Genomic DNA, 20,452 nt, shown 5'->3' on the forward strand with positions numbered 1-20,452 from the left:
GGCCGCCGGGGTCCCTCAGCCCTCGCCCTCCGCGAGCTCCGCGACCCCGGTGACCCGGTGCAGGGGGTAGGTCCGGACCTCGTCGGCGGTGTGGTCGTACGCGGTGACGAAGCCGCCCTCCACCCGGATCGGGGCGATCACCCGCTGGCTGGCGGCGCCCTCCGCGTTCACATAGCCGATCCAGAGGGCCTCACCGGTCATCACCGCCGCCTGGACGGTGGCCAGGGTCTCGGCCGCGCTGGTCCTCGGCAGATCGCCGGACTGCTCGGGCGCGGCCTTGCGGGGCACCGTCGCGGCCAGGTCCCCGGCCCGCACCGCGCGCACCGCGGCCCGCAGCAGGACGTCGTCGGGGCGCGGGGGACCGTCGTGGACCGGTTCGGGCGGGGTACGGGGGCCCGTGCGGTACGCGTGGGCCCGGGCGATCATGACGTCGCCCTCGGGGGTCTCGGCGGCCGGTGCGAAGCCCATCGTGCGCAGCACCTCCAGCAGCGACCCGGGGTCGGCCTGCGCGGCGAGCACGGTCGGGGCGAGCCGGCGCAGCCGCAGGGAGTCGGCGCGGCGGTCCGCGAGGATCTCGTCCAGCGTGCTCTCGTCGTCGCAGCGGACGTAGGCCGAGGCGGCCCCGATCCGCAGCTGCCCATGGCGGCGGGCGACATCGTCGATCAGATAGGTGAGGGGCTGCGGGACGGGGGTCCGGGAACGGGCGGCGAGGAACGCGTGGAGATCGCTCGCGGTACGCCCGGCGTCCAGGGCCCGGCGGACCGACCCCGGGGTGAAGCGGTACACGGTGGCCCCGCCCTTGGACTCGACGTCCGCGAGGACGGCGAGGGTCTCCGCGAGCGGCCGTTCCAGCGGGCCGGGGGCGACGGCGGTGAGGTCGGCCTGGAGCAGGACATGGTCCAGGGGGCGCGGGAGCAGCGGCGCGAGCCGTTCGGCGGCCCTTCCGGCGGCCCGTGCGAGCCGGTCGGCGGACGGGGCGTCCGGGTCGTCGCCGATGTCGGCGAGGAGCGTGCGGCCCGGGGCGGACAGGGCGCCCCGGCCGGTGATGCCGAGCAGTTCCGCCTCCGCGAGGGTCCAGTGGGCGAGTCTGCTGCGCAGGTCGCCGTACCGCTCGCCCTCGGGGACGGGGGCCCCGTACACGGGCGGTCCGTACGCGGGCGTCCCGTACGCGGGGGCAGCGGCGGCGCCTCCCGACGCGCCCGCGCCCGCACCCGGGGTGCCGGGGTGGACCGGGCGCTCCCAGCGGAGCCGGGCCAGCACGGTGTCGGGGTCCGGCGCGGCGCCCTCGGGCAGACCGGCGAGCAGGCTGAGCACCCGCAGCCGCACCCGGGGCGCGGCGGAGCGGTCCAGCCCCGGGCCGAGCGCCGCCAGCGCGCGGTCCTTGGCGTCCCGGCCGCCGACGAGTCCCGGGGTGCGGGTCGTGGCGAGCCAGGTGGTGACCAGCACGGCCCAGCGGTCGGCGGGGGCCAGCTCGCGCCATCCGTCGTAGGCGGGGGTGGCCGCGTACCGCTCGTCGGTGCGGCCGTCGGAGGCGATCAGCCCGGCGCTGTGGGCGAGTTCCACCCAGAACGCGGCGACGGGATCCGGGAGGTCCAGCGCGACGGCGGTCCGCTTGAGGTCACGGACGCTGAGGCCGCCCGAGCGCAGCACCGAAGGACCGCCCTCGTCCCAGTCCGTGAGCAGTTCCTCGACGGTCGCCAGCGCGGTGTACGCCTGCCCGGCGGCCGTCGCGTCCACCACCTGGGGCCGGTGACCGGTCCGTTCGGTGACGGCGGGCGGCAGCGGTTCGGGGACGCGGTGCGCGCGTCCGGCCCGCAGGTACAGGGCCACCTCGCGGGGCAGGACGACCGTGCCCGGGGTGGTCGGCAGCAGCAGTCCCCGGTCCAGCAGCCAGCGCAGCCGGGGCGCCGGATCGGCGTTGACCTGCCCGTACGGCGGCCCCCAGACCAGCCGGTCCAGCACCTCCAGGGAATCGGCGGGGGCCTGCGCGAGGAGTGCGGCCATCCGGTCGCGGTTCCCGAACAGGGCCCCGAGCGCGGCGACCGCCGACACGGAGTCGTGCGTGTTCGGCAGCCCGGCCGTCGTCACGATCGTCTGGACGCGGCCCGGCGACATCCCCGCGACGGTCTCCGTCACGCTCGGACCGAGGCCGGTGGGGGAGGGCTGGGACGGGCCGGGGGCCAAGAGCTCGCGTGCGGTGCGGACCAGGCGCAGCCGCCGGTCGTCCCCCCACAGCAGCGCCTGCTCGCGCAGCCGGGCGACCGCCGCGGGCAGCGCGGCGGTCACCTCCGGGTCCTCGTCGTCCCCGGCCATCAGCCGGAGCAGGTCGTCGTACGAGGCGGGGTCGGGGGCCACGCACAGGGCTTCGGCGGCCTGCTGGGTGAAGCGGTCGAGTCTCTCCAGGGCGCGCAGGACGCTGGCGCGGGTCCCCGCGCGGGTGGCGAGCTGGGTGAGGTCGCCGGGGACGGGGCCCAGGAGGTCGGGGCGTGCCCGCAGGAGGGCCGCGAGGGCGGTGTCGTCCCGGGTGCGGAGCGCTTCTGCGAGGGACCTTGGCGGTTGGCTTACGGGTGACGTGCCGCTCATCCGGCTCACGGTACGACACGGGGGGCTCCCCGGCTCACTCCTGGCCGTACTTGGCCCCGTGCGGGTCGCCTTCGCTCGCGCTTCTGAGGTCTGTCCGGCGGGGCCCAATTGTCCTCGTACGGGTCGTCCGGTGGGTGCGCAGTTCCCCGCGCCCCTGGGTCTGTCCGGCTGCACGCACTTGTTCCTGTGCCGTCGCTCGTGGGTTGCGCAGTTCCCCGCGCCCCTGAGGTGCTGCCCTGTTGCGGTCGTTCTTCGGGTGCGGGTCTGCCCTCGTCTTTGCGCAGTTCCCCGCGGGTCGCCTTCGCTCGCGCGCCGGGGTTGCCTGTGGTGGACGAACTTGTCCCGTGCGGGTCGTCCGGTGGGTGCGCAGTTCCCCGCGCCCCTTTGGGGCGCCCGCCTGGGGCTGTCGTCCGGCTGCGGACTCTCATCGACCGGGGTCGGGGTTCAAACCCCCTCCTCTCGCAGGCGCTCGGCTGCGTAAGGGGGTGGGCGGGAATCTCTGCTCGCAGACTCCGATGCTTCGGTGGAGCAACTGGACGTCGTACCGAGCGTGTCGGATCGAGGACGGAGAATCCCGACCGGCACCGACCCGAAGAACCGGCCGGACGCGCCCCGAAGGGGCGCGGGGAACTGCGCGAAAACGACGAGCGACGGCACAGGAACAAGTGCGCCCAGCCGGACAGACCCAGGGGCGCGAGGAACCGCGCACCCACGGACGACCCGTACAGGAACAAGTGCGCCCAGCACAGGCAACCCCGGGGCGAGAGCGAAGGCGACCCGCGGGGAACTGCGCGAAAGCGACGAGCGACGGCACAGGAACAAGTGCGCCCACCCGGACAGACCTCAAAAGCGCGAGCGAAGGCGACCCGTACGGGAACAAGTGCGGCCCGCCGGACGGACCTCAGAAGCGCAAGCGAAGGCGGTACCCTTTGGGGCCCAGGACCAAGCCGCGCGGCGACCCGCGCGACACCACCGAGCACCCGCACAGGATCACGTAGGCCCAGGCACGAGAACCTGGCGGCGCGAGCGAAGGCGACCCGTGGGGATTGAGAGCGACCAGCTCGTCTTCGACTATCTGAGTCGGGTGGGCGATCTGGCACAGCAGCGGCAACTGCCGTCGGCCGCGCGCATGCGCCTCGTCTCCGGGCTGCGGGAGGAGATCGACCGGCGTCGGGCGAAGACCCCGGTCGACACCCCCGCGTCCGTACGCCGCATCCTCAACCGCCTCGGCGACCCGACCGAACTGGTCACCCAGGCGGGCGCGATGACGGCGGACCGGACCCGGCCGGACGCCCCGCCCCCCGTGGGCACCCCCGTCGCCGTCCCCGAACAGCGCACCCCCGAAACCCCCCACGCACCCGCGCCCCCCACCGAACCCCCGGGCGCGCCGGTACCCCCGGCCGACGCCCCCGGCCCGCACCCGGCCCGGTCCGACGCCCCCGGCCCGCACCCACCCTGGTCCGATGCCCCCGGCTCGCCCCCGGCCCGGTCCGGAGCGCCCGGCCCACCCACGGCACCGCCCGACGCGACGCGTCCAGCCACGGCCCCGCCCGACGCGCCCCCCGGGCACGGGCCCCGTACCCCCGCGGACCTCACCAAGTCCCCCGGCCCCCCGAAGCCCCGCGGGCTTCGCCGGCTCGTCCCGCGGCCCCGGTCCCGTACCAGCGGCCCTGCGGCGCCCGTGGAGGGCGGACCCGGTAACGGTGTCGCGCAGCGCCCGCCGTCGCCCCCGCATCTGGCGGGGCTGGAGGAGCTGGGCGAGTCCGCGGAGCAGCAGGACTGGTGGCGGGTGGAGACCGGGACGGGGCTCAGCGACCATGTGCCCGGCTTCGTCGGCGGCATCGAGATCCCCGAGATACTGAAACCCCCGCCCAGCGACGACGAGGACGAGGAGGACGGGGACGGCACCGGGGACGAGGAGGAGCGGCCCGGCGGCCCCGGGCGCAGGTTCCTGCGGCGGGCCCTGGCCCTGCGCCGGTCCCCCGCGAAGGCCGCCGCGCCCGCCGTGGAAGGCGGCTCGCGTCATCTGGGCCGCGCCCTGCTCACCGGGTGGTCCAACCCCCTGCTGCTGATCGCCGCCGCGCTCCTCGTGACCGGCGCGGTGATCGGCAACCCGCTGGCGCTCGGCGCGGGCTGGGTGATCGCCTGGGCGTCCCGGCGGCTCAGCCCGACCGAGTCCAAGTTCGCCGTGCTGTGGCTGCCGGGTCTCGCGCTCTCCGGGGGCGTGGTGTGGCTGTGGGGCCGGGTCGACGGCCGGTGGGGCGACCCCGTCGCCGACGGACAGCTGACCACCGCGATCGAGGGCACCTGGCCCTGGGTGCTGCGCGGCGCCGCGTTCGCCACCGCGCTGTACCTGGTGTGGCGCTCCCAGCGGAGGTGACCGCCCCGGGCCGCACCGCCCCAGCGCGGTCACCTCGGGCCGCACCGACCCGGGCCGCACCGCCTCGCGCCGACCTGCGCCCCACCCCACCGCCCCGCGCGGCCCCTGGCGTTCACGCTCCCGTCACCGGCAGTACGGGGTGAGTTGGGGACCCCGTAGCGGGGGAGAGGGAACGTTCGACCATGGGGACCGACTTTGACCCGGCAGCCGCCGCGCGTGGTCCCCGGACCGCGCGGCTGCTCGGGTCGGCGCTGTGCGCGCCGCTGACGGCCGCGGGTGGCTGGCTGTTCGGCACCGGGCTGGTCCGTGACCATCCGGCGGGGAGCTGCGGTGCCTACGGGGAACCGCTGTGCACCCGGGACGACTTCACGGCCGCGGTCTCCGAGGTCGGCTGGGCGCTGTTGTTCAGCTTCGGCGGTATCGCGCTGTGGCTGCTCGCGCTCGCCGTCGGACTGGGCCAGGCGACCGACGCGACGGACGGCCGCCCGCTGGTGGCGTCCGACTGGCCGGTGTTCCTCGCCGCGGTCACCCTCGCGCTGTGCGGCGCGGCCTTCGCGGGCGGCGCCTTCCACGGTGCTCCGCTGTGGCCGGCCGCCGTCACCGCGTCGCTCACCGTCCTCCTCGCCACCCGTCGCCCGGCACACCCGGCACCCGGCGCCAGGACCCCGCCCCCGGACCCGTCGCCGGAACCGCCCACGGACCCGGCGACGGGCTGAACCGGCCGGGCGCGAACAACCGGCCGGGCGCGATGAACCGGCCGGGCGCGATGAACCGGCCGGGCGCGATGCACCGCCCGGACGGGTGCCGCGTCGCGTCGGACGTCCCGGCTCAGGCTCCCGCGGGCTGCCAGGGGAGGCCGGGGACGATCAGGGGGGAACCCGTCACCGGATCGGGGACGACGACGCAGTCGAGGCCGAACACGTCCCGTACCAGTTCGGCGGTGACGACCTCGGAGGGCGGGCCCTCCGCGACGATCCGGCCGTCCTTCATCGCCACCAGGTGGTCCGCGTACCGGGCGGCCTGGTTGAGGTCGTGCAGGACCACCACGACGGTGCGGCCCCGGTCGTGGTTGAGCTGGCGGACCAGGTCCAGCACCTCCACCTGGTGCGAGATGTCGAGATAGGTGGTCGGCTCGTCCAGCAGGAGGAGTTCCGTCTCCTGGGCGAGCGCCATGGCGATCCACACCCGCTGGCGCTGACCGCCGGACAGCTCGTCCACCGGACGCTCCGCGAGGGCCGTGACATCGGTGCGGTCCATCGCCTCCGTCACCGCCCGCTCGTCCGCCTCGGACCACTGCTGCCACCACCGCTGGTGCGGCTGGCGGCCGCGGCCCACCAGATCCGCGACGGTGATCGCCTCGGGCGCCACCGGGGTCTGCGGGAGCAGCCCGATCTGCTGGGCGATCCGCTTGGTCGGCAGGGTCGCGAGGGCCGCGCCGTCGAGGAGCACCGCGCCGCCGCGCGGCTTCAGCAGCCGTCCGAGCGCCCGCAGGGTGGTCGACTTGCCGCACGCGTTGGGGCCGACGATCACGGTGACCGCGCCGTCGGGGACCGCGAGGTCGAGCGAGTGGACGACGGTGCGGTCGTCGTAGGCGAGGGTCAGTTCGCTGGCGCGCAGCCGCGACCCGTCCGGTATCGGGGTGTCCCCGTGCGCCGGGGCCGCCTTGCTGGTCAGTGCCTTGCTCACGCGGTACCTCCACTGCGGCTGCGGATGATGAGCCAGATCAGGTAGGGCGCCCCGACGGCCGCCGTGAGGACGCCCACCGGGAGTTCGGTCGGGGAGAACATCCGCCGCGCCAGCAGGTCCGCGAGGACCACGATCACGGCGCCGAGCAGCGCCGACGACAGCAGCGGGATCTGCGCGGTGCGGGTGAGCCTGCGGGCGACCTGCGGGGCGAGCAGCGCCACGAAGTCGACGGGCCCGGCGGCCCCGGTCGCCACCGACGCGAGGACGACCCCGAGGGCGACGAGCCCGAGCCGGACCCGGCCGAGGCGCACCCCGAGGGCGGTCGCCGTGTCGTCGTCGACGCCGACCCGGCGCTGGGCGTGCGCGGCCCACACCACGGCGGGCAGCAGCACCAGCATCGTCCAGCCGAGCGGTGCGGCCTCGGTCCAGCCCCGGCCGTTGAGCGAGCCGGTCATCCACACCTGGGCCTGCTGGGCCACCAGATGGTCACCCTTGGTGAGGAACAGCGAGGTCACCGAGCGCAGGGCGACGGCGATCCCGATACCGATGAGCACGAACCGGGTGGCGTGCAGCCCGCCGCGCCAGGCGAAGACGTAGACGAGCGCGGCGGCGACGATGCCACCCGCGACACCGATGTACGGCAGTACGGCGAACGAGCCGATGCCGAAGGTCATCGCGCCGACGGTGACGGCGGCGGCGCCCTGGCTCACCCCGATGATGTCGGGGCTGGCGAGCGGGTTGCGGGCCACGGTCTGGATCAGCGCCCCGGCGACCCCGAAGGCGGCGCCCACCAGCAGCCCCACCACCAGCCGCGGGGCGCGCAGGGTGCCCACGACGAGCTCCGCCGACGACGGCTGCCCGGTCAGGACGCGCAGCACCTCGCCCGGCGGTACGAACGACTCACCGACGCACAGATAGGCGACGCTCGCCGCGGCGAGCAGCAGCGTCAGTCCGGTGACGGCGACCGAGGTCCGCCGGTGCAGCAGGAACGACGCCGTCCCGAACCGCAGGGGGGTGTATCCGGCGGGCCGGGAGCCCCGCGCGGCGGGGACCTTGCCGAGCGGGACGGGCGGGGACGGGACCTGGCCGGTGGCGGGTCCGTCCGCGGTGCGGGACCTCACGGGCGTACCGCCCGCACTGCCGCGCCGGGCCTGACGGGGACGGTCACGCGGCTACCGCCTTTCTGCGGACGAGGGTGATCAGGAACGGGACGCCGATCAGGGCCGTCATCACTCCGGCGGGGACCTCGCTCGGGGGGAACACGATCCGGCCCACGGTGTCGGCGACGAGCAGCATGGTCGGGCCGATCAGCGCGGACATCGCCAGCAGCCAGCGGTGGTCGCCGCCGACGATCGCACGGGCCATGTGCGGGACGGCGAGCCCGACGAACGCGATGGGTCCGGCCGCCGCGACCCCCGCGCCGGTGAGGACGGTCGCGCCGAGGCCGCCCACGATCCGTACCGTCGCGACCTTCTGGCCGAGGCCCTTCGCCATGTCCTCGCCGAGCGCCAGGGCGTCCAGGCCACGGGCCACGGACACCACCAGGAGCGCTCCGGCGAGCAGGAACGGCCAGATCTGGTGGACCAGTTCGGCGTCGCGTCCGGAGAGCGAGCCGACCTGCCAGAACCGGAACTCGTCCATCGCGGCGGCCCGGGTCGTGAGGACCGCGGTCAGCACGGAGACGAGCAGCGCGTTGATCGCGGCGCCGCCCAGCGCGAGTTTGATCGGGGTGGCACCCCCCCGACCCCGGGCCGCGATCGCGTAGACGGCGACGGCGGCGGCACCCGCGCCGGCGAACGCGAACCAGACATAGCCGTGCAGGCTGTGGACGCCCGCGAAGGCGATGGCGAACACCACCCCGACGGACGCGCCCTGGCTGACACCGAGGATGCCGGGGTCGGCGATCGGGTTGCGGGTGATGCCCTGCATCGCGGCGCCGGCCAGCGCGAGACCCGCGCCGACCATCACCGCGATGACGGTGCGCGGCACCCGCAGGCCCCGGACCACCACGGCGTCCTCGCTGGTCCCGCCGTTGAGCAGGGCGTCGAACACCACGGACGGGGCGATCGCGCGTGATCCCACGGCGAGGCTGAGCAGTATCGCGAGCAGCAGCGCCACCACGGCCGCCAGCATCGCGACGGTACGTCTGACCGGCATCGGCTGGCGCTCCCCGTGGCACGAAGGTTGGTAAGGCTTGGCTAAGTGTATGCGGGAGATCAGGCCATCGGTGATCACGGTGCCCGTGATACGTCTCCCGCGCGCGACGGGTGGTCCGGGCCGCGCACCGGATGTCCGCCGTTCCCCGGACCCGGGCACAATGGCTGTTGTGACGCCCGCTACGCAACCCGCAGGAAATCCGTCCCCGCCGCCGAGGGGGAACGGCCCGGCCGGCGGCCCCGCGCTCGTCGTCGGATTCGACCTCGATATGACATTGATCGACTCCCGGCCCGGTATCAAGGCCTGTTATGACGCGCTCGCGGCCGAGACGGGTGTTCCCATCGACACCGAACTGGTGGTCAGCAGACTGGGACCGCCGCTCGTCGACGAACTGGTGAACTGGTTTCCCGCCGAACACGTCGCGGAAATGGCCGATCGCTACCGGGCGATGTATCCGGCGATCGCGATCGCGCCGACCCGGGAGATGCCGGGCGCCCGGGAGGCCGTCGCCGCGGTCCGGGCGGCCGGGGGCCGGGCCGTCGTCGTCACCGCCAAGTACGGGCCGAACGCCGCGCTCCACCTCGCCCATCTCGGGATCGAGGCGGAGGTCGTCGGGGACCTCTGGGCGGAGGGCAAGGCGAGCGCCCTGCGCGAGCGCCGCGCCTCGGTGTACGTGGGCGACCACGTCGGGGACGTACGGGGGGCCCGCGCCGCGGGCGCCCTCGCGGTGGCCGTCACCACCGGACCCTGCGCCGAGGCGGAGCTGCGGGAGGCCGGGGCGGACGTGATCCTCCCCGACCTCACGGCCTTCACCCCCTGGCTGGCCACCCACCTCTGACCCGCCCGGTCGCGGAACACACCGGCGCCACCCGCCGGCGGGGCGACCGGAACACCCCGGGGACGACCGGAACACCCCGGGGACGACCGGAACACCCCGGGGACGGCGGGTTCCGGCCAGACTCGTGGCACGCGCCTGCCGGAATCAGCCCCCCGCGGCAGCGCCTCGCGCCTGCGCCCGCTGCGCCGCGATCGACCGCAGCAGCCCGGCCCCGGAGATCGCGAAACCGACCCCCATCAGCATGCTCAGCCAGAACATATAGGTCGGGAACGGGGTCGTCCCGAGAAACAGCGGTGCCACCGTGACCACAGTGGCCACCGCACCGAGGATGAAGACGATCGCACCGGCCCGGATCAGTCCCTCGCCCGGTGCCGCGGAATTCGCTTGGGTTTTGTCGCGCACCCCACCAGGGTAGTTCCCAGCGCGAAGGAACAACGCGGGACCGTCCTGTCAGCGACCCACCGACCCATAGGCTTGGCCCCGGCGGGTCGGCGTGGCCCGCCGCACCACTGTCCAAGGCCCTATCCAGAGCCGCTTTCCCGATTTCCCCAGTGCCGTCCCCAGACGGGACGGATCGACGAGTACGAGGACGAGGACTTCACGTGCCTACCGGCAAGGTCAAGTGGTTCAACAGTGAGAAGGGCTTCGGCTTTCTCTCCCGCGACGACGGCGGTGACGTCTTCGTCCACTCCTCCGTACTGCCCGACGGCGTCGACGCCCTCAAGCCGGGCCAGCGCGTCGAGTTCGGCGTGGTGGCGGGCCAGCGCGGCGACCAGGCCCTGTCGGTGACGGTACTGGACCCGACCCCGTCCGTGGCCGCCGCCCAGCGGCGCAAGCCCGACGAGCTGGCGTCCATCGTCCAGGACCTCACGACGCTCCTGGAGAACATCACGCCCAGCCTGGAGAAGGGCCGCTACCCCGACAAGGCCGCCGGCAAGCAGATCGCCGGACTGCTGCGCGCGGTCGCCGACCAGCTCGACGTGTAGCCGCGCCCCGCCCGGCCACCGGTCAGGGGAAGGCCAGGGCCCCGGGGCCGAGGGGCGGTACGAGTCCCTCGGCCGCCGCCCGGGTCAGCAGCCCCCGCACCGCCGCGTACCCCTCGTCACCGAGGTCGGCGGTGAACTCGTTCACGTACAGCCCGATGTGCTGGTCCGCGACGGCCGGGTCCATCTCCTGGGCGTGCGCGAGGACATACGGCCGGGACACCTCCGGGTCGTCCCACGCGGCCCGGACCGAGGCCCGGGTGGCGTCGGCGAGCCGGGCCAGCAGCGGGGCGCCCAGCGAACGCCTGGCGATGATCGCGCCCAGCGGGATCGGCAGCCCGGTCGTGGACTCCCAGTGCTCGCCCATGTCCGCGAGCCGGTGCAGCCCGTACGCCTGGTACGTGAAGCGGGCCTCGTGGATCACCAGCCCCGCGTCGACCTTCCCGTCCCGCACGGCCGGCATGATCTCGTCGAACGGCAGCACCACGACCCGGCCGACCCCGCCGGGCACCCGCTCCGCCGCCCACAGCCGGAACAGCAGATACGCCGTCGAACGCTCGCTCGGCACCGCGACCGTCCGCCCGGTCAGGTCCAGCCCCGGCTCCCGGCTCAGCACCAGCGGCCCGCAGCCCCGGCCCAGCGCCCCGCCGCACGGCAGCAGCGCGTACTCGTCCAGCACCCACGGCAGCACCGCGTACGACACCTTCAGCACGTCGTACGTGCCCTGCCGCGCCCAGCCGTTGGTGAGGTCGATGTCCGCGAACGTCACGTCGAGCGCGGGCGCGCCGGGCAGCCGTCCATGGGCCCAGGCGTCGAAGACGAACGTGTCGTTGGGGCACGGCGAGTAGGCGATGCGCAGCGCGTCACCGGTGGCCGGTGCTTCGTCGGGGGTCGTCATACCTCTCGCCAACTCTCCAGGACCGTCGCGCATTTCCCGAACCCCCCGGTCAGCTCCGCGAGCGCGGCGCCGATCCGCCAGCCGTCCCGGTCACGGGGGCCCACCGGGTTGGACACCGCGCGGATCTCCAGCACCGGGACGCCGTGCGCGGCGGCGGCCTCGGCCACCCCGAACCCCTCCATCGCCTCGGCGAGCACCCCCGGGTGCCGCGCGCGCAGCACCCCGGCGCGGGCGGCGGAACCGGTCACCGTCGACACGGTGAGCACCGTCCCCGCCGCGCAGCCCAGCGCGTCCGCCACCTCGCGCACCAGTCTCGGCGGCGGCTCGTGGGTGACGGTGCCGAAGCCCAGCGCGGTGACCGGCAGGAACCCGTCCGCGTCCGTACCGGACTCGGCGCCCAGGTCCGCGACGGTGACCGCGTCCGCGACCACCAGCGAGCCCACCGGGGCGAGCGGCTCGAAACCGCCCGCGATCCCGGCACAGACCACCAGCCCGTACGGTGTCCCGTCGAGCGCGGCGGCGGTCAGCGCACCCGCCGTGGCCGCCGCGGCGGCGGCCGGGCCGACCCCCGCCGCGAGCAGGTCCCAGCGGGCGCCCGCCGTGGTGATCCGCCGCAGCTCGGCCCCCGGCAGCCGGATCTCCCGCTGCTCGGGCAGGAACGCGAGCGCCACCGCGTCCCGCTCGGCGGGGACCGCGGTGACGACGAGGAGACGCGCGGGCGCTGTCACGGGGTCAGGAGGACCCCTTCTTGAGCCGGAACGACCACAGACCGGTGACCTTGTTCTCGCCGCCCTCGGCGATGGTCACGATCGTGGACGAGCCGCTGGCGCCGTACTGCTCGTTGAAGAAGACGCTGCCCGGGACGGCGAGGTACGTCTTCTTGCTGTAGTCGGTCAGCCGCTGCCCGTTGAGCAGGAGCGTCCAGCTCTTGTCGGCGATGACCGGGTCGACGCCGAAGCGGACGGTCTCGGTGGGATCGACGGTGATGTGCCTGACGTCCTTCTTCTCCTTCAGGCACTTGTCGACGTCGGCGGGCTTGATCGCCTTGCCGTCCTCGTAGCAGGTGGCCTCGGAGGTCACGGAGATGTCGGCGACGGTGACGGTCGCGACGGCGGTCGGCTTCTCGCACGCCGTGAGGACGAGCAGACCGGCACAGACGGCGCCCGCGACGGCGATGGTCCGACGGGACCGGGCGGCGGCCGGGGCTGACTTCAGGTGCGGCTCGGCCGCGGACAGGGACGTCATGCGCGAAAGGCTATCGGGCCAGCCCCCGCGGGCCCTCACGCGGGTGCGCCCACGCCCCACCCCCCACCCGGGTGGTCCCAAAGGTCCCCCCTTGGCTCGCACCCGAGGTCTGTCCGGCTGGACGTACTTGTTCCCTGTGCCGTCGCTCGTCGGGTGCGCAGTTCCCCGCGCCCCTTCGGGGCGCCATCTGCTTGTTCTTCGGGTCGGTGCCGGTCGGGATTCTCCGTCCTCGCTCCGGAGGGAGGTTCCGCACCCGAAGGACAACGGGAACGGGGCGCCCCCAAAGGGGCGCGGGGAACTGCGCAAAGACGAGGGCAGACCCGCACCCGAAGAGCGACCGCAAGGGGGCAGCATCCAGGGGCGCGGGGAACTGCGCACCCACCGAGCGACGGCACAGGGACAAGTGGGTCCAGCCGGACAGACCTCGGAAGCGCAAGCGAAGGCGGCCCGCGGGGAACTGCGCATCCCACGAACGACCTGTACAGGGACAAGTGCGTCCAGCCGGACAGACCTCGGAAGCGCAAGCGACGGCCTAGGCGATGCGGGGGTGGGCCGGACCGCCCCTCGCCGCTGCCAGGAGGCCCCGTACGGTCGTGGACCAGCCGAGGCCCACGATGCCCGCCGCGACCGACAGTCCGAGCGCACCGTTCAGCGGCAGGACGATCCCCACCGCGCCCCCCACCACCCACGACATCTGCAACACGGTCTCCGACCGCGCGAACGCCGAGGTCCGCACCAGCTCCGGCACGTCCCGCTGGATCAACGCGTCCAGCGACAGCTTCGACAGCGCCTGCGCGAACCCCGCGACCGCCGCGAGACACGCCACCATCACCGCCCCGAAGAACACCGCCGCCAGCGCCGCCATGCCCACCACGCACGCCACCACCGTCACGATGATGATCTCCGGCGCGCGGGCCCGCAGCCACGCCCCCACCGCCGTACCGAGCGCGTTGCCCGCGCCCGCCGACACCCCGACCACCCCGAGGGACACCGCCGCGCTCTGCCCCGTCATCGGATGCTCCCGCAGCAGGAACGCCAGGAAGAAGATGAGGAAGCCCGACAGACACCGCTGCGAGGCGTTCACGGCCAGCGCGTGCGTCACCGCCGGGCCGACGGTCCGCAGGCCCGGCCGCCGCACCTTCCCCGTACGGGCGCGGTACACATGGTCCGGGTCGGCCGCGAGCAGCGCCCGGTCCTCGCCCTTCGCCGAGTCGACCACCCGCGGCATCGACAGCGACAGGAACGTCCCCGCCACGAACAGCACGAACGCCCCGTACAGCGGCCAGCGCGGCCCCAGCATCTGGAGGCCCGCGCCGATCGGCGCGGCCACCCCCGTCGCGAGCAGCCCGCCGAGGGTGACCCGTGAGTTCGCCTTCACCAGCGAGAACCCGGGCGGCAGCAGCCGGGGCACCACCGCGCTGCGGACCACCCCGTACGCCTTGGACGCGACGAGTACGCCGAGCGCCGCCGGATACAGCTCCAGACTGCCCGTGGCGACCGCCCCGGACAGCAGCAGCGCGAGGACCGCGCGGGCCAGCATCGCGCCCGCCATCGCCGCGCGGCGCCCGTGGGGCAGCCGGTCCAGCAGCGGGCCGATCACCGGTGCGAGCAGGGTGAAGGGTGCCATCGTGATCGCCAGATAGAGCGCGACCCGGCCGCGTGCCTCGTCGGTGGGGACGGCGAAGAACACCGTCGAGGCGAGCGCCACGGTGATCATCACGTCCCCGGCGCCGTTCACCGCGTGCAGCTCGATCAGTTTGCCGAGCCCCGACTCACCCGCCCCGTGGGCGTGCGTCGCCTTGCGGATGCCCCGGGCCGGGCCCGTGAACGGCATCCGCAGCACACGGCCCACCGAGCGGCCGGCCCGGCGCAACGGGCCGGGTCCGCCCGGCGAGCGGGGCGACCTGGCTACTGCCATCCCGTCATAGTGCCCCCTGGGAGCACGATCAAGTGGGGATACCGCGTCCCCCGGACGTGGCGTGCCCCACGTACCGCCCCGTGTACCGGCCCCCGTCACCTGGGGCAGGGCGCCCGTACAGGCCCCGCGCCGGTGTGTCGGGGTATGTCGTGGGGCGGGCCCCGGGAGGTCTCGGGGTGGGAACAACGCGAGCCGCACCGTACGCCGGTGTGGGCGCGGGCCGCCGGAGAGGGTAGCGTGCGTAGCGCGCCTGCGGTGGTCGGTCCTGGCCGCGCGCCTCTCCGTCATCACGCAGAATGGGTGACACAGGTGCGCCCGGGTTGATCGGGCGCGGACGTCGACGCGGCCCGCTGGTCCGCTCCGTCCGCGTTCCCGGTGGAACCGAACGCCGCCCGCCAGGAGGGCGCACTCGACAGACGGCGTAGGAGAGAAGCGATACCCGTGAGCGCAGCCACAACGCGAAGCCGTACCCCGGACCGTCTGTGCGCGGAGGCCGTCGGCCTCGCCCGCACCGCCGCCGAGGAGACCGCCGCGCCGGGGGTGGTGGGTGAGCATGTCGCGACGGTCGTCGAGGGCGACCGCGTGGTCACGCATCTGTTCGAATGCAAGGAGCCCGGCTACCGGGGCTGGCGCTGGGCCGTGACCGTGGCCCGCGCGTCCCGCGCCAAGCAGGTCACCCTCGACGAGACGGTGCTGCTGCCGGGCCCCGACGCGCTGCTGGCCCCCGAATGGCTGCCCTGGAGCGAGCGGCTGCGCCCCGGTGACCTCGGTCCCGGGGACCTGCTGCCCACCGAGGACGACGATCCGCGGCTGGAGCCCGGCGCCGTCGTGGCCCCGGAGGCCGTGGAATCCGACGACGCGGACGCCGCCCTGTCCGGGGCCGTGGACGACACCCGGCTGGCGGGCGGCCGGTCCGGTGAGGACGCGCCCGCGCCGAACTCCGTCCGCTCCGAGGAGTGGGCCGGGCTCGACGCGGCCCGGGAGGCCGCGGGGAGGACCGACGGGCCGCCGCCCGCGCTGCCCGTCACGCCCTCGCGCGGGGACATCGCCGAGGTCGCCGTCGAGCTGGGGCTCGGGCGGGCCCGGGTGCTGTCGCGGTACGGGCTGCGGGACGCGGCGGACCGCTGGGACGTGGCGTTCGGCGCGGGTACGCCGATGGCGCAGGCCGCGCCGGCGAACTGCGGTTCGTGCGGATTCCTCACCCCGCTGGGCGGTGCGCTCGGGCAGGCGTTCGGTGCCTGCGCGAACGAGTTCTCGCCCGCGGACGGGCGGCTCGTGTCGCTCGCGTACGGGTGCGGGGGGCATTCGGAGGCCGCGGTCATGCCCCGGGCCGCCCCGATGACCCCGCCGGTCCTCGACGAGACCCGCGTCGACGTCTTCCCCCTCCACACCACGGAGTCCCCCGACCCCACCTGACGCCTTCGCTCGCGCTTCCCAGGTCCGTCCGGCTGGACGCACTTGTCCCTGTGCCCCGGGGTCTGTCCGGCTGGACGCACTTGTTCCTGTGTAGGTCGCTCGGTGGGTGCGCAGTTCCCCGCGCCCCTGGGGTTCCACACCTGGACGTACCTGTCCCTGTGCGGGTCGGACGGGGGTGCGCAGTTCCCCGCGGGTCGCCTTCGCTTGCGCTTCCCAGGTCCGTCCGGCTGGACGCACTTGTCCCGGTGCCGTCGCTGGTCGTTTTCGCGCAGTTCCCCGCGCCCCTTTGGGGCGCGTCCTGTGGGTTCTTCGGGTCGGTGCCGGTCGGGATTCTCCGTCCTCGCTCCAACGCGCTCGGTAGGGACGGGAAGGTGGCCCCACTGGTGGCGTCGGAGTCTGCGGGCAGAGATTCCCGCCCACCCCCTCCCGCAGCAGCGCGACCGCGCGAGGAGGGGGCCCGCACCCGAAAGACAACGGGAATGGGGCGCCCCGTCAGGGGCGCGGGGAACTGCGCAAAAACGAGGGCGGACCCGCACCCGAAGAGCGACCGAAATAGGGCAGCATCCAGGGGCGCGGGGAACTGCGCACCCCACGAGTGACGGCACAGCAGCGAAGTACGCCCAGCACAGGAAACCCAGGGGCGAGGGGAACTGCGCACCCACCGAGCGACCCGCACAGGAACAAGTGCGTCCAGCCGGACAGACCCAGGGGCACAGGGACGAGTGCGCTCAGCGGAGAGACCTCAAAAGCGCGAGCGAAGGCGACAAGGTACCTTCGCCGCTGAGGGCCTGAGGCCACCGTAAGAGGACGACCGAGGACAACCGAGGAGCACCCCGTGACCCAGCCCGCGAGCCCCACCCCGGAGGGGACCGCCGACCCCTTCGGCACAGCGAGCCTGCGCCAAGAGGTCCTCACGGCCTGGCACACCACCCCCACCCGCTTCCGCGAGGACGCCAACGCCGAGGAGGACCTCGCCCTCGGCGGCCACCGCGACCGCCTCGTCGTCGAACTCGCCCAGAACGCCGCCGACGCGGCGTCCCGCACCACCGCCCCCGGCCGGCTGCGCCTCACCCTCCACGACGACGGCACCCCGCACGGGGTCCTCACCGCCGCGAACACCGGCGCCCCCCTCGACGCGACCGGCGCCGTCTCCCTGTCCACCCTGCGGGCCTCCGCGAAGCGCGACGACGACGCGCGGGGCGCGGTGGGCCGCTTCGGCGTCGGGTTCGCCGCCGTGCTCGCCGTCACCGACGAGCCCGCCGTCCTCAGCCGCGCGGGCGGCGTCCGCTGGTCCCTCACCGAGGCCCGCGCCCTCGCCGCCGAGACCGCCGCGCAGGCCACGGACACGGGCACCGGCAAGGGCAAGGGCACCGCCCCCCGTACCGGCAGCCTCGACGACGAACTGCGCCGCCGCGAGGGCCATGTCCCGCTGCTGAGGCTCCCGTTCCCCGCCGAGGGCCCCGTACCGGACTCCTACGACACGGTCGTCGTCATGCCGTTGCGTGACGCCGCCGCCCGTGACCTCGCCGAACGGCTCCTCACCGGGATCGACGAGGCCCTGCTGCTCACCCTCCCGGGCCTCGCCGAGGTGACCGTGGAGCTGCCGGACGGCTCCGTACGGACCCTCGGCCGCCGTACGGACACCCCGTACACGGTGATCGAGGACAGCCGCGACGGCACCACCCGGTGGCGTACCGTCGCCCGTGCCGGCGCGCTGACCGCCGATCTGCTGGCCGGCCGTCCCACCGAGGAACGTCTGCGTCCGCACTGGTCGGTGACCTGGGCGGTGCCCGTGGACGACGCCGGTGCCCCCCGTCCGCCGCGCACCGCGCCCGTACTGCACGCGCCGACCCCGAGCGACGAACCCCTCGGCGTACCGGCCCTGCTGATCGCGTCGTTCCCGCTGGACCCCACCCGCCGCCACGCCGCCCCGGGCCCGCTGACCGACTTCCTGGTGACCCGCGCCGCCGACGCCTACGCCGAACTCCTCGCCGACTGGCGCCCGGTGGGCCCCGGGATCGTCGATCTGGTCCCCGGCCCGCTGGGCCGCGCCGAACTCGACGGGGCGCTGCGCGCGGCCGTCCTGGAGCGGCTGCCCCGCACCGCGTTCCTGCCGCCCGCCGCCGACCCCGACCGCACCCCGCACGGGGACGACGCCGCACCCGGCGGATGGGACGACGGCACCACCACCCGCGGCCCCGACAGGCACGCGCTGCGCCCCCGGGACGCCGAACTCGTGGAGGGCGCGGGCGCGGACACCGTACGGGTCCTCTCGGAGGTGCTGCCGAGCCTGCTGCCCGCCGGGCTGGAACGGCGCGCCGAGCTGCGCACCCTGGGTGTGGCCCGGGTTCCGCTGACCGACGCCGTCGACCGGCTGGCCGGGCTGGAGCGCGACCCCGAGTGGTGGTGGCGGCTGTACGACAGCCTGGCCGGGGTCGACCCGGACCGGCTGACGGGCCTGCCGGTGCCGCTCGCCGACGGCCGGACCACGATCGGGCCCCGGCAGATCCTGCTGCCCGTCCCCGGTCAGGGCGCGGGCACCGGGCCGGAGCCGGGCGGTGGCGGTCCCGCCGCGCTCGCCCGGCTCGGTCTGAAGGTCGCCCACCCCGACGCGGCGCACCCGCTGCTGGAGAAGCTGGGCGCCCTCCCGGCGACCCCCCGCGCGGTGCTCACGACCCCGCAGGTCAGGGCCGCCGTCGCCGCGTCGATGGACGACGAGGCCTGGTACGACGACCCGTTCCCCGACGACTCCGGCGCCCCCGGCGCCGGCGGCCCGCCCGACGCGGAACAGCTCGCGGAACTCGTCCTCGGACTGGTCCGGGACGCCGCGCTCGCCCCGGGCGACGAGCCGTGGCTCGGCGCGCTGGCCCTCACCGACGAGGACGGCGAACCCGCTCCGGCGGGTGAGCTGGTCCTGCCGGGCAGCCCGTTCGCGCAGGTCGTCCGCGAGGGCGAACTGGCGGCCGTGGAAACGGAGCTCGCCGAACGCTGGGGCGCGCAGCCGCTCGCCGCCTGCGGGGTCCTCGCCGACTTCGCGCTGGTCCGCGCCATGGACGTGGTCCTCGACCCGGACGAACTGGAGCCCCGCGAGGGGGACTTCGCCGAGTCCGACGACGCGGGCCTGCTGGACGCCGTCGACGTGTGGTGCGAGGACCTGCTGGACGGGCTCCCGGACACCCCCGTCCCGCCGGTCGCCGCCGAGCTGATCGCCGTCCGAGACCTGGACCTGGTGGACGACGACCGCTGGCCCGAGGCCCTCGCCCTGCTGTCCCGGCCGCCGCTGCGGGACGCCCTCACCCAGCGGGTGCGGGTGCTGCTGCCGGACGGCCGCGTGCAGAGCGTCCGCCCGTACACGGCCTGGTGGCTGCGCGGCCACCCCGTCCTGGAGGGCCGCCGTCCGGCGGGGCTGCGCGCGGCCGGGAGCGACCCGCTGCTCGCCGGGCTGTACGAGTCCGCCGACGCGGCCGGTTTCGACGACGAGCAGGTCCTCGCGGCCCTCGGGGTGCGGACCTCGGTCGCCGCGCTGCTGGACGAGCCGGGGGGCGCCGCCGAACTCCTCGAACGCCTCGCGGACCCGGACCGCGATGTCACCACCGCCCAACTCCACGCCCTGTACGGGGCGCTGGCGGAGCTGGAGCCGGACCAGGTGACGCTGCCGGACGAGCTGCGGGCCGTGGTCGACGGCCGGGTCACCGTCGTGGACGCGGCCACCGCCGTGGTCGCGGACTCCCCGGACCTGCTGCCGCTGGCCGCCGGGCTGCCGCTGCTGCCGGTCAGCCCGTCCCGGGCCGCCGACCTCGCCGAACTGTTCCAGGTGCGGCGCCTGGGCGCGGTGGTCACGGGGGACGTGTCGGACGACGGTGTGGTGCGGACGACCCCGGAGCCGGTACGGGTCCTGCTGGGCGCGTCGGTCCCGGCCACGTACACCGAGCACGAGGAACTGTTCGTCGGGGACGTGGAACTCGACTGGCACCGCACGGCCGAAGGGGTCGTGCACGCGGCGACGCTGGAGGGTGTCGCGGCCGGTCTCGCCTGGGCGGCCGGTCAGTGGCCCCGCCGCTTCGAGGTCGCCGCGCTGCTGGAGGACCCGACCCGTACCGACGAACTGGCCCGTGACCGCTGGTTCGACTGACGTCCCGACCGCCCCTCCCGCGCGACCCCGACCACCGCTCCGGGGCCCGGCCCCGACCCCGGAGCCGGGCCTCGCGTCACCATGCGAACGGTGTTAACTCGGCTCACGCGATAAAATCTTGTGGACGGATGCAACCGTTCAATGGCATGGTGTGTCTTGTCCGTTGAGTCATCCGGCTCAACGGACCGACCCGGGCTTTCCGGTGGCCCCGCGCCC

The 20,452-nt window shown here is 75.0% G+C and carries 15 protein-coding genes; 6 read left to right on the top strand and 9 right to left on the bottom strand.

All coding sequences use genetic code 11. The features are described 5' to 3' along the window. Positions 1 to 15 precede the first annotated feature (15 nt). On the bottom strand, positions 16 to 2,583 hold the full coding sequence (locus AB852_RS03685) for a helicase-associated domain-containing protein (protein WP_073783496.1): 2,568 nt from the start codon (positions 2,581 to 2,583) through the stop codon (positions 16 to 18). A gap of 1,039 nt (positions 2,584 to 3,622) precedes the next feature. Between AB852_RS03685 and AB852_RS03690 the strand changes: the two genes are divergently transcribed. After that, entirely contained in the window at positions 3,623 to 4,963 is a 1,341-nt protein-coding gene (locus AB852_RS03690; RefSeq protein WP_073783498.1) for a hypothetical protein, read from the top strand. Between the two features lie 182 nt (positions 4,964 to 5,145). Continuing rightward, the gene (locus AB852_RS03695) at positions 5,146 to 5,679 is read left to right on the top strand and encodes a hypothetical protein (RefSeq protein ID WP_073783500.1); all 534 of its coding nucleotides are present in this window, start codon (positions 5,146 to 5,148) and stop codon (positions 5,677 to 5,679) included. A gap of 112 nt (positions 5,680 to 5,791) precedes the next feature. Here the strand turns inward: AB852_RS03695 and AB852_RS03700 are convergent, their stop codons facing one another. The 3 genes from AB852_RS03700 to AB852_RS03710 form a co-directional block, all read right to left on the bottom strand. Next, on the bottom strand, positions 5,792 to 6,637 hold the full coding sequence (locus tag AB852_RS03700; protein WP_385917668.1) for an ABC transporter ATP-binding protein: 846 nt from the start codon (positions 6,635 to 6,637) through the stop codon (positions 5,792 to 5,794). A gap of 8 nt (positions 6,638 to 6,645) precedes the next feature. Next, positions 6,646 to 7,659, bottom strand: a complete 1,014-nt coding sequence (locus AB852_RS03705) for a FecCD family ABC transporter permease (protein WP_073785352.1) — start codon at positions 7,657 to 7,659, stop codon at positions 6,646 to 6,648. Positions 7,660 to 7,813: 154 nt separating this feature from the next. After that, on the bottom strand, positions 7,814 to 8,806 hold the full coding sequence (locus tag AB852_RS03710; RefSeq protein ID WP_073783502.1) for a FecCD family ABC transporter permease: 993 nt from the start codon (positions 8,804 to 8,806) through the stop codon (positions 7,814 to 7,816). A gap of 268 nt (positions 8,807 to 9,074) precedes the next feature. Between AB852_RS03710 and AB852_RS03715 the strand changes: the two genes are divergently transcribed. Beyond that, positions 9,075 to 9,644: an HAD family hydrolase gene (locus tag AB852_RS03715; RefSeq protein WP_073783503.1), complete on the top strand. Its 570-nt coding sequence runs from the start codon at positions 9,075 to 9,077 to the stop codon at positions 9,642 to 9,644. Positions 9,645 to 9,788: 144 nt separating this feature from the next. Here AB852_RS03715 and AB852_RS03720 read toward each other — a convergent pair whose 3' ends face one another. Continuing rightward, on the bottom strand, positions 9,789 to 10,046 hold the full coding sequence (locus tag AB852_RS03720; RefSeq protein WP_073783504.1) for a hypothetical protein: 258 nt from the start codon (positions 10,044 to 10,046) through the stop codon (positions 9,789 to 9,791). A gap of 200 nt (positions 10,047 to 10,246) precedes the next feature. On the opposite strand from AB852_RS03720, the gene AB852_RS41280 reads away from it, so the two are divergent. Continuing rightward, entirely contained in the window at positions 10,247 to 10,630 is a 384-nt protein-coding gene (locus AB852_RS41280; RefSeq protein WP_073783505.1) for a cold-shock protein, read from the top strand. Between the two features lie 22 nt (positions 10,631 to 10,652). Here the strand turns inward: AB852_RS41280 and AB852_RS03730 are convergent, their stop codons facing one another. The 4 genes from AB852_RS03730 to AB852_RS03745 form a co-directional block, all read right to left on the bottom strand. After that, complete coding sequence (locus AB852_RS03730; protein WP_073783506.1) at positions 10,653 to 11,525, bottom strand: 1,4-dihydroxy-6-naphtoate synthase; 873 nt, start codon at positions 11,523 to 11,525, stop codon at positions 10,653 to 10,655. Next, on the bottom strand, positions 11,522 to 12,253 hold the full coding sequence (locus AB852_RS03735) for a futalosine hydrolase (RefSeq protein WP_073783507.1): 732 nt from the start codon (positions 12,251 to 12,253) through the stop codon (positions 11,522 to 11,524). Before AB852_RS03735 ends, AB852_RS03730 begins: the two co-directional genes overlap by 4 nt. Positions 12,254 to 12,257: 4 nt before the next feature. After that, positions 12,258 to 12,770: a DUF2771 domain-containing protein gene (locus AB852_RS03740; protein ID WP_073783508.1), complete on the bottom strand. Its 513-nt coding sequence runs from the start codon at positions 12,768 to 12,770 to the stop codon at positions 12,258 to 12,260. Positions 12,771 to 13,302: 532 nt separating this feature from the next. After that, positions 13,303 to 14,688, bottom strand: a complete 1,386-nt coding sequence (locus tag AB852_RS03745; RefSeq protein ID WP_073783509.1) for an MFS transporter — start codon at positions 14,686 to 14,688, stop codon at positions 13,303 to 13,305. A 441-nt stretch (positions 14,689 to 15,129) separates the two neighbouring features. Between AB852_RS03745 and AB852_RS03755 the strand changes: the two genes are divergently transcribed. Together AB852_RS03755 and AB852_RS03760 are read left to right on the top strand one after the other, a co-directional pair. Next, on the top strand, positions 15,130 to 16,104 hold the full coding sequence (locus tag AB852_RS03755) for a DUF3027 domain-containing protein (protein ID WP_073783510.1): 975 nt from the start codon (positions 15,130 to 15,132) through the stop codon (positions 16,102 to 16,104). Positions 16,105 to 16,939: 835 nt separating this feature from the next. After that, positions 16,940 to 20,236, top strand: a complete 3,297-nt coding sequence (locus AB852_RS03760; protein WP_073783511.1) for a sacsin N-terminal ATP-binding-like domain-containing protein — start codon at positions 16,940 to 16,942, stop codon at positions 20,234 to 20,236. Positions 20,237 to 20,452 lie beyond the last annotated feature (216 nt).

Source organism: Streptomyces uncialis (assembly GCF_001905345.1).
Classification (GTDB): domain Bacteria; phylum Actinomycetota; class Actinomycetes; order Streptomycetales; family Streptomycetaceae; genus Streptomyces; species Streptomyces uncialis.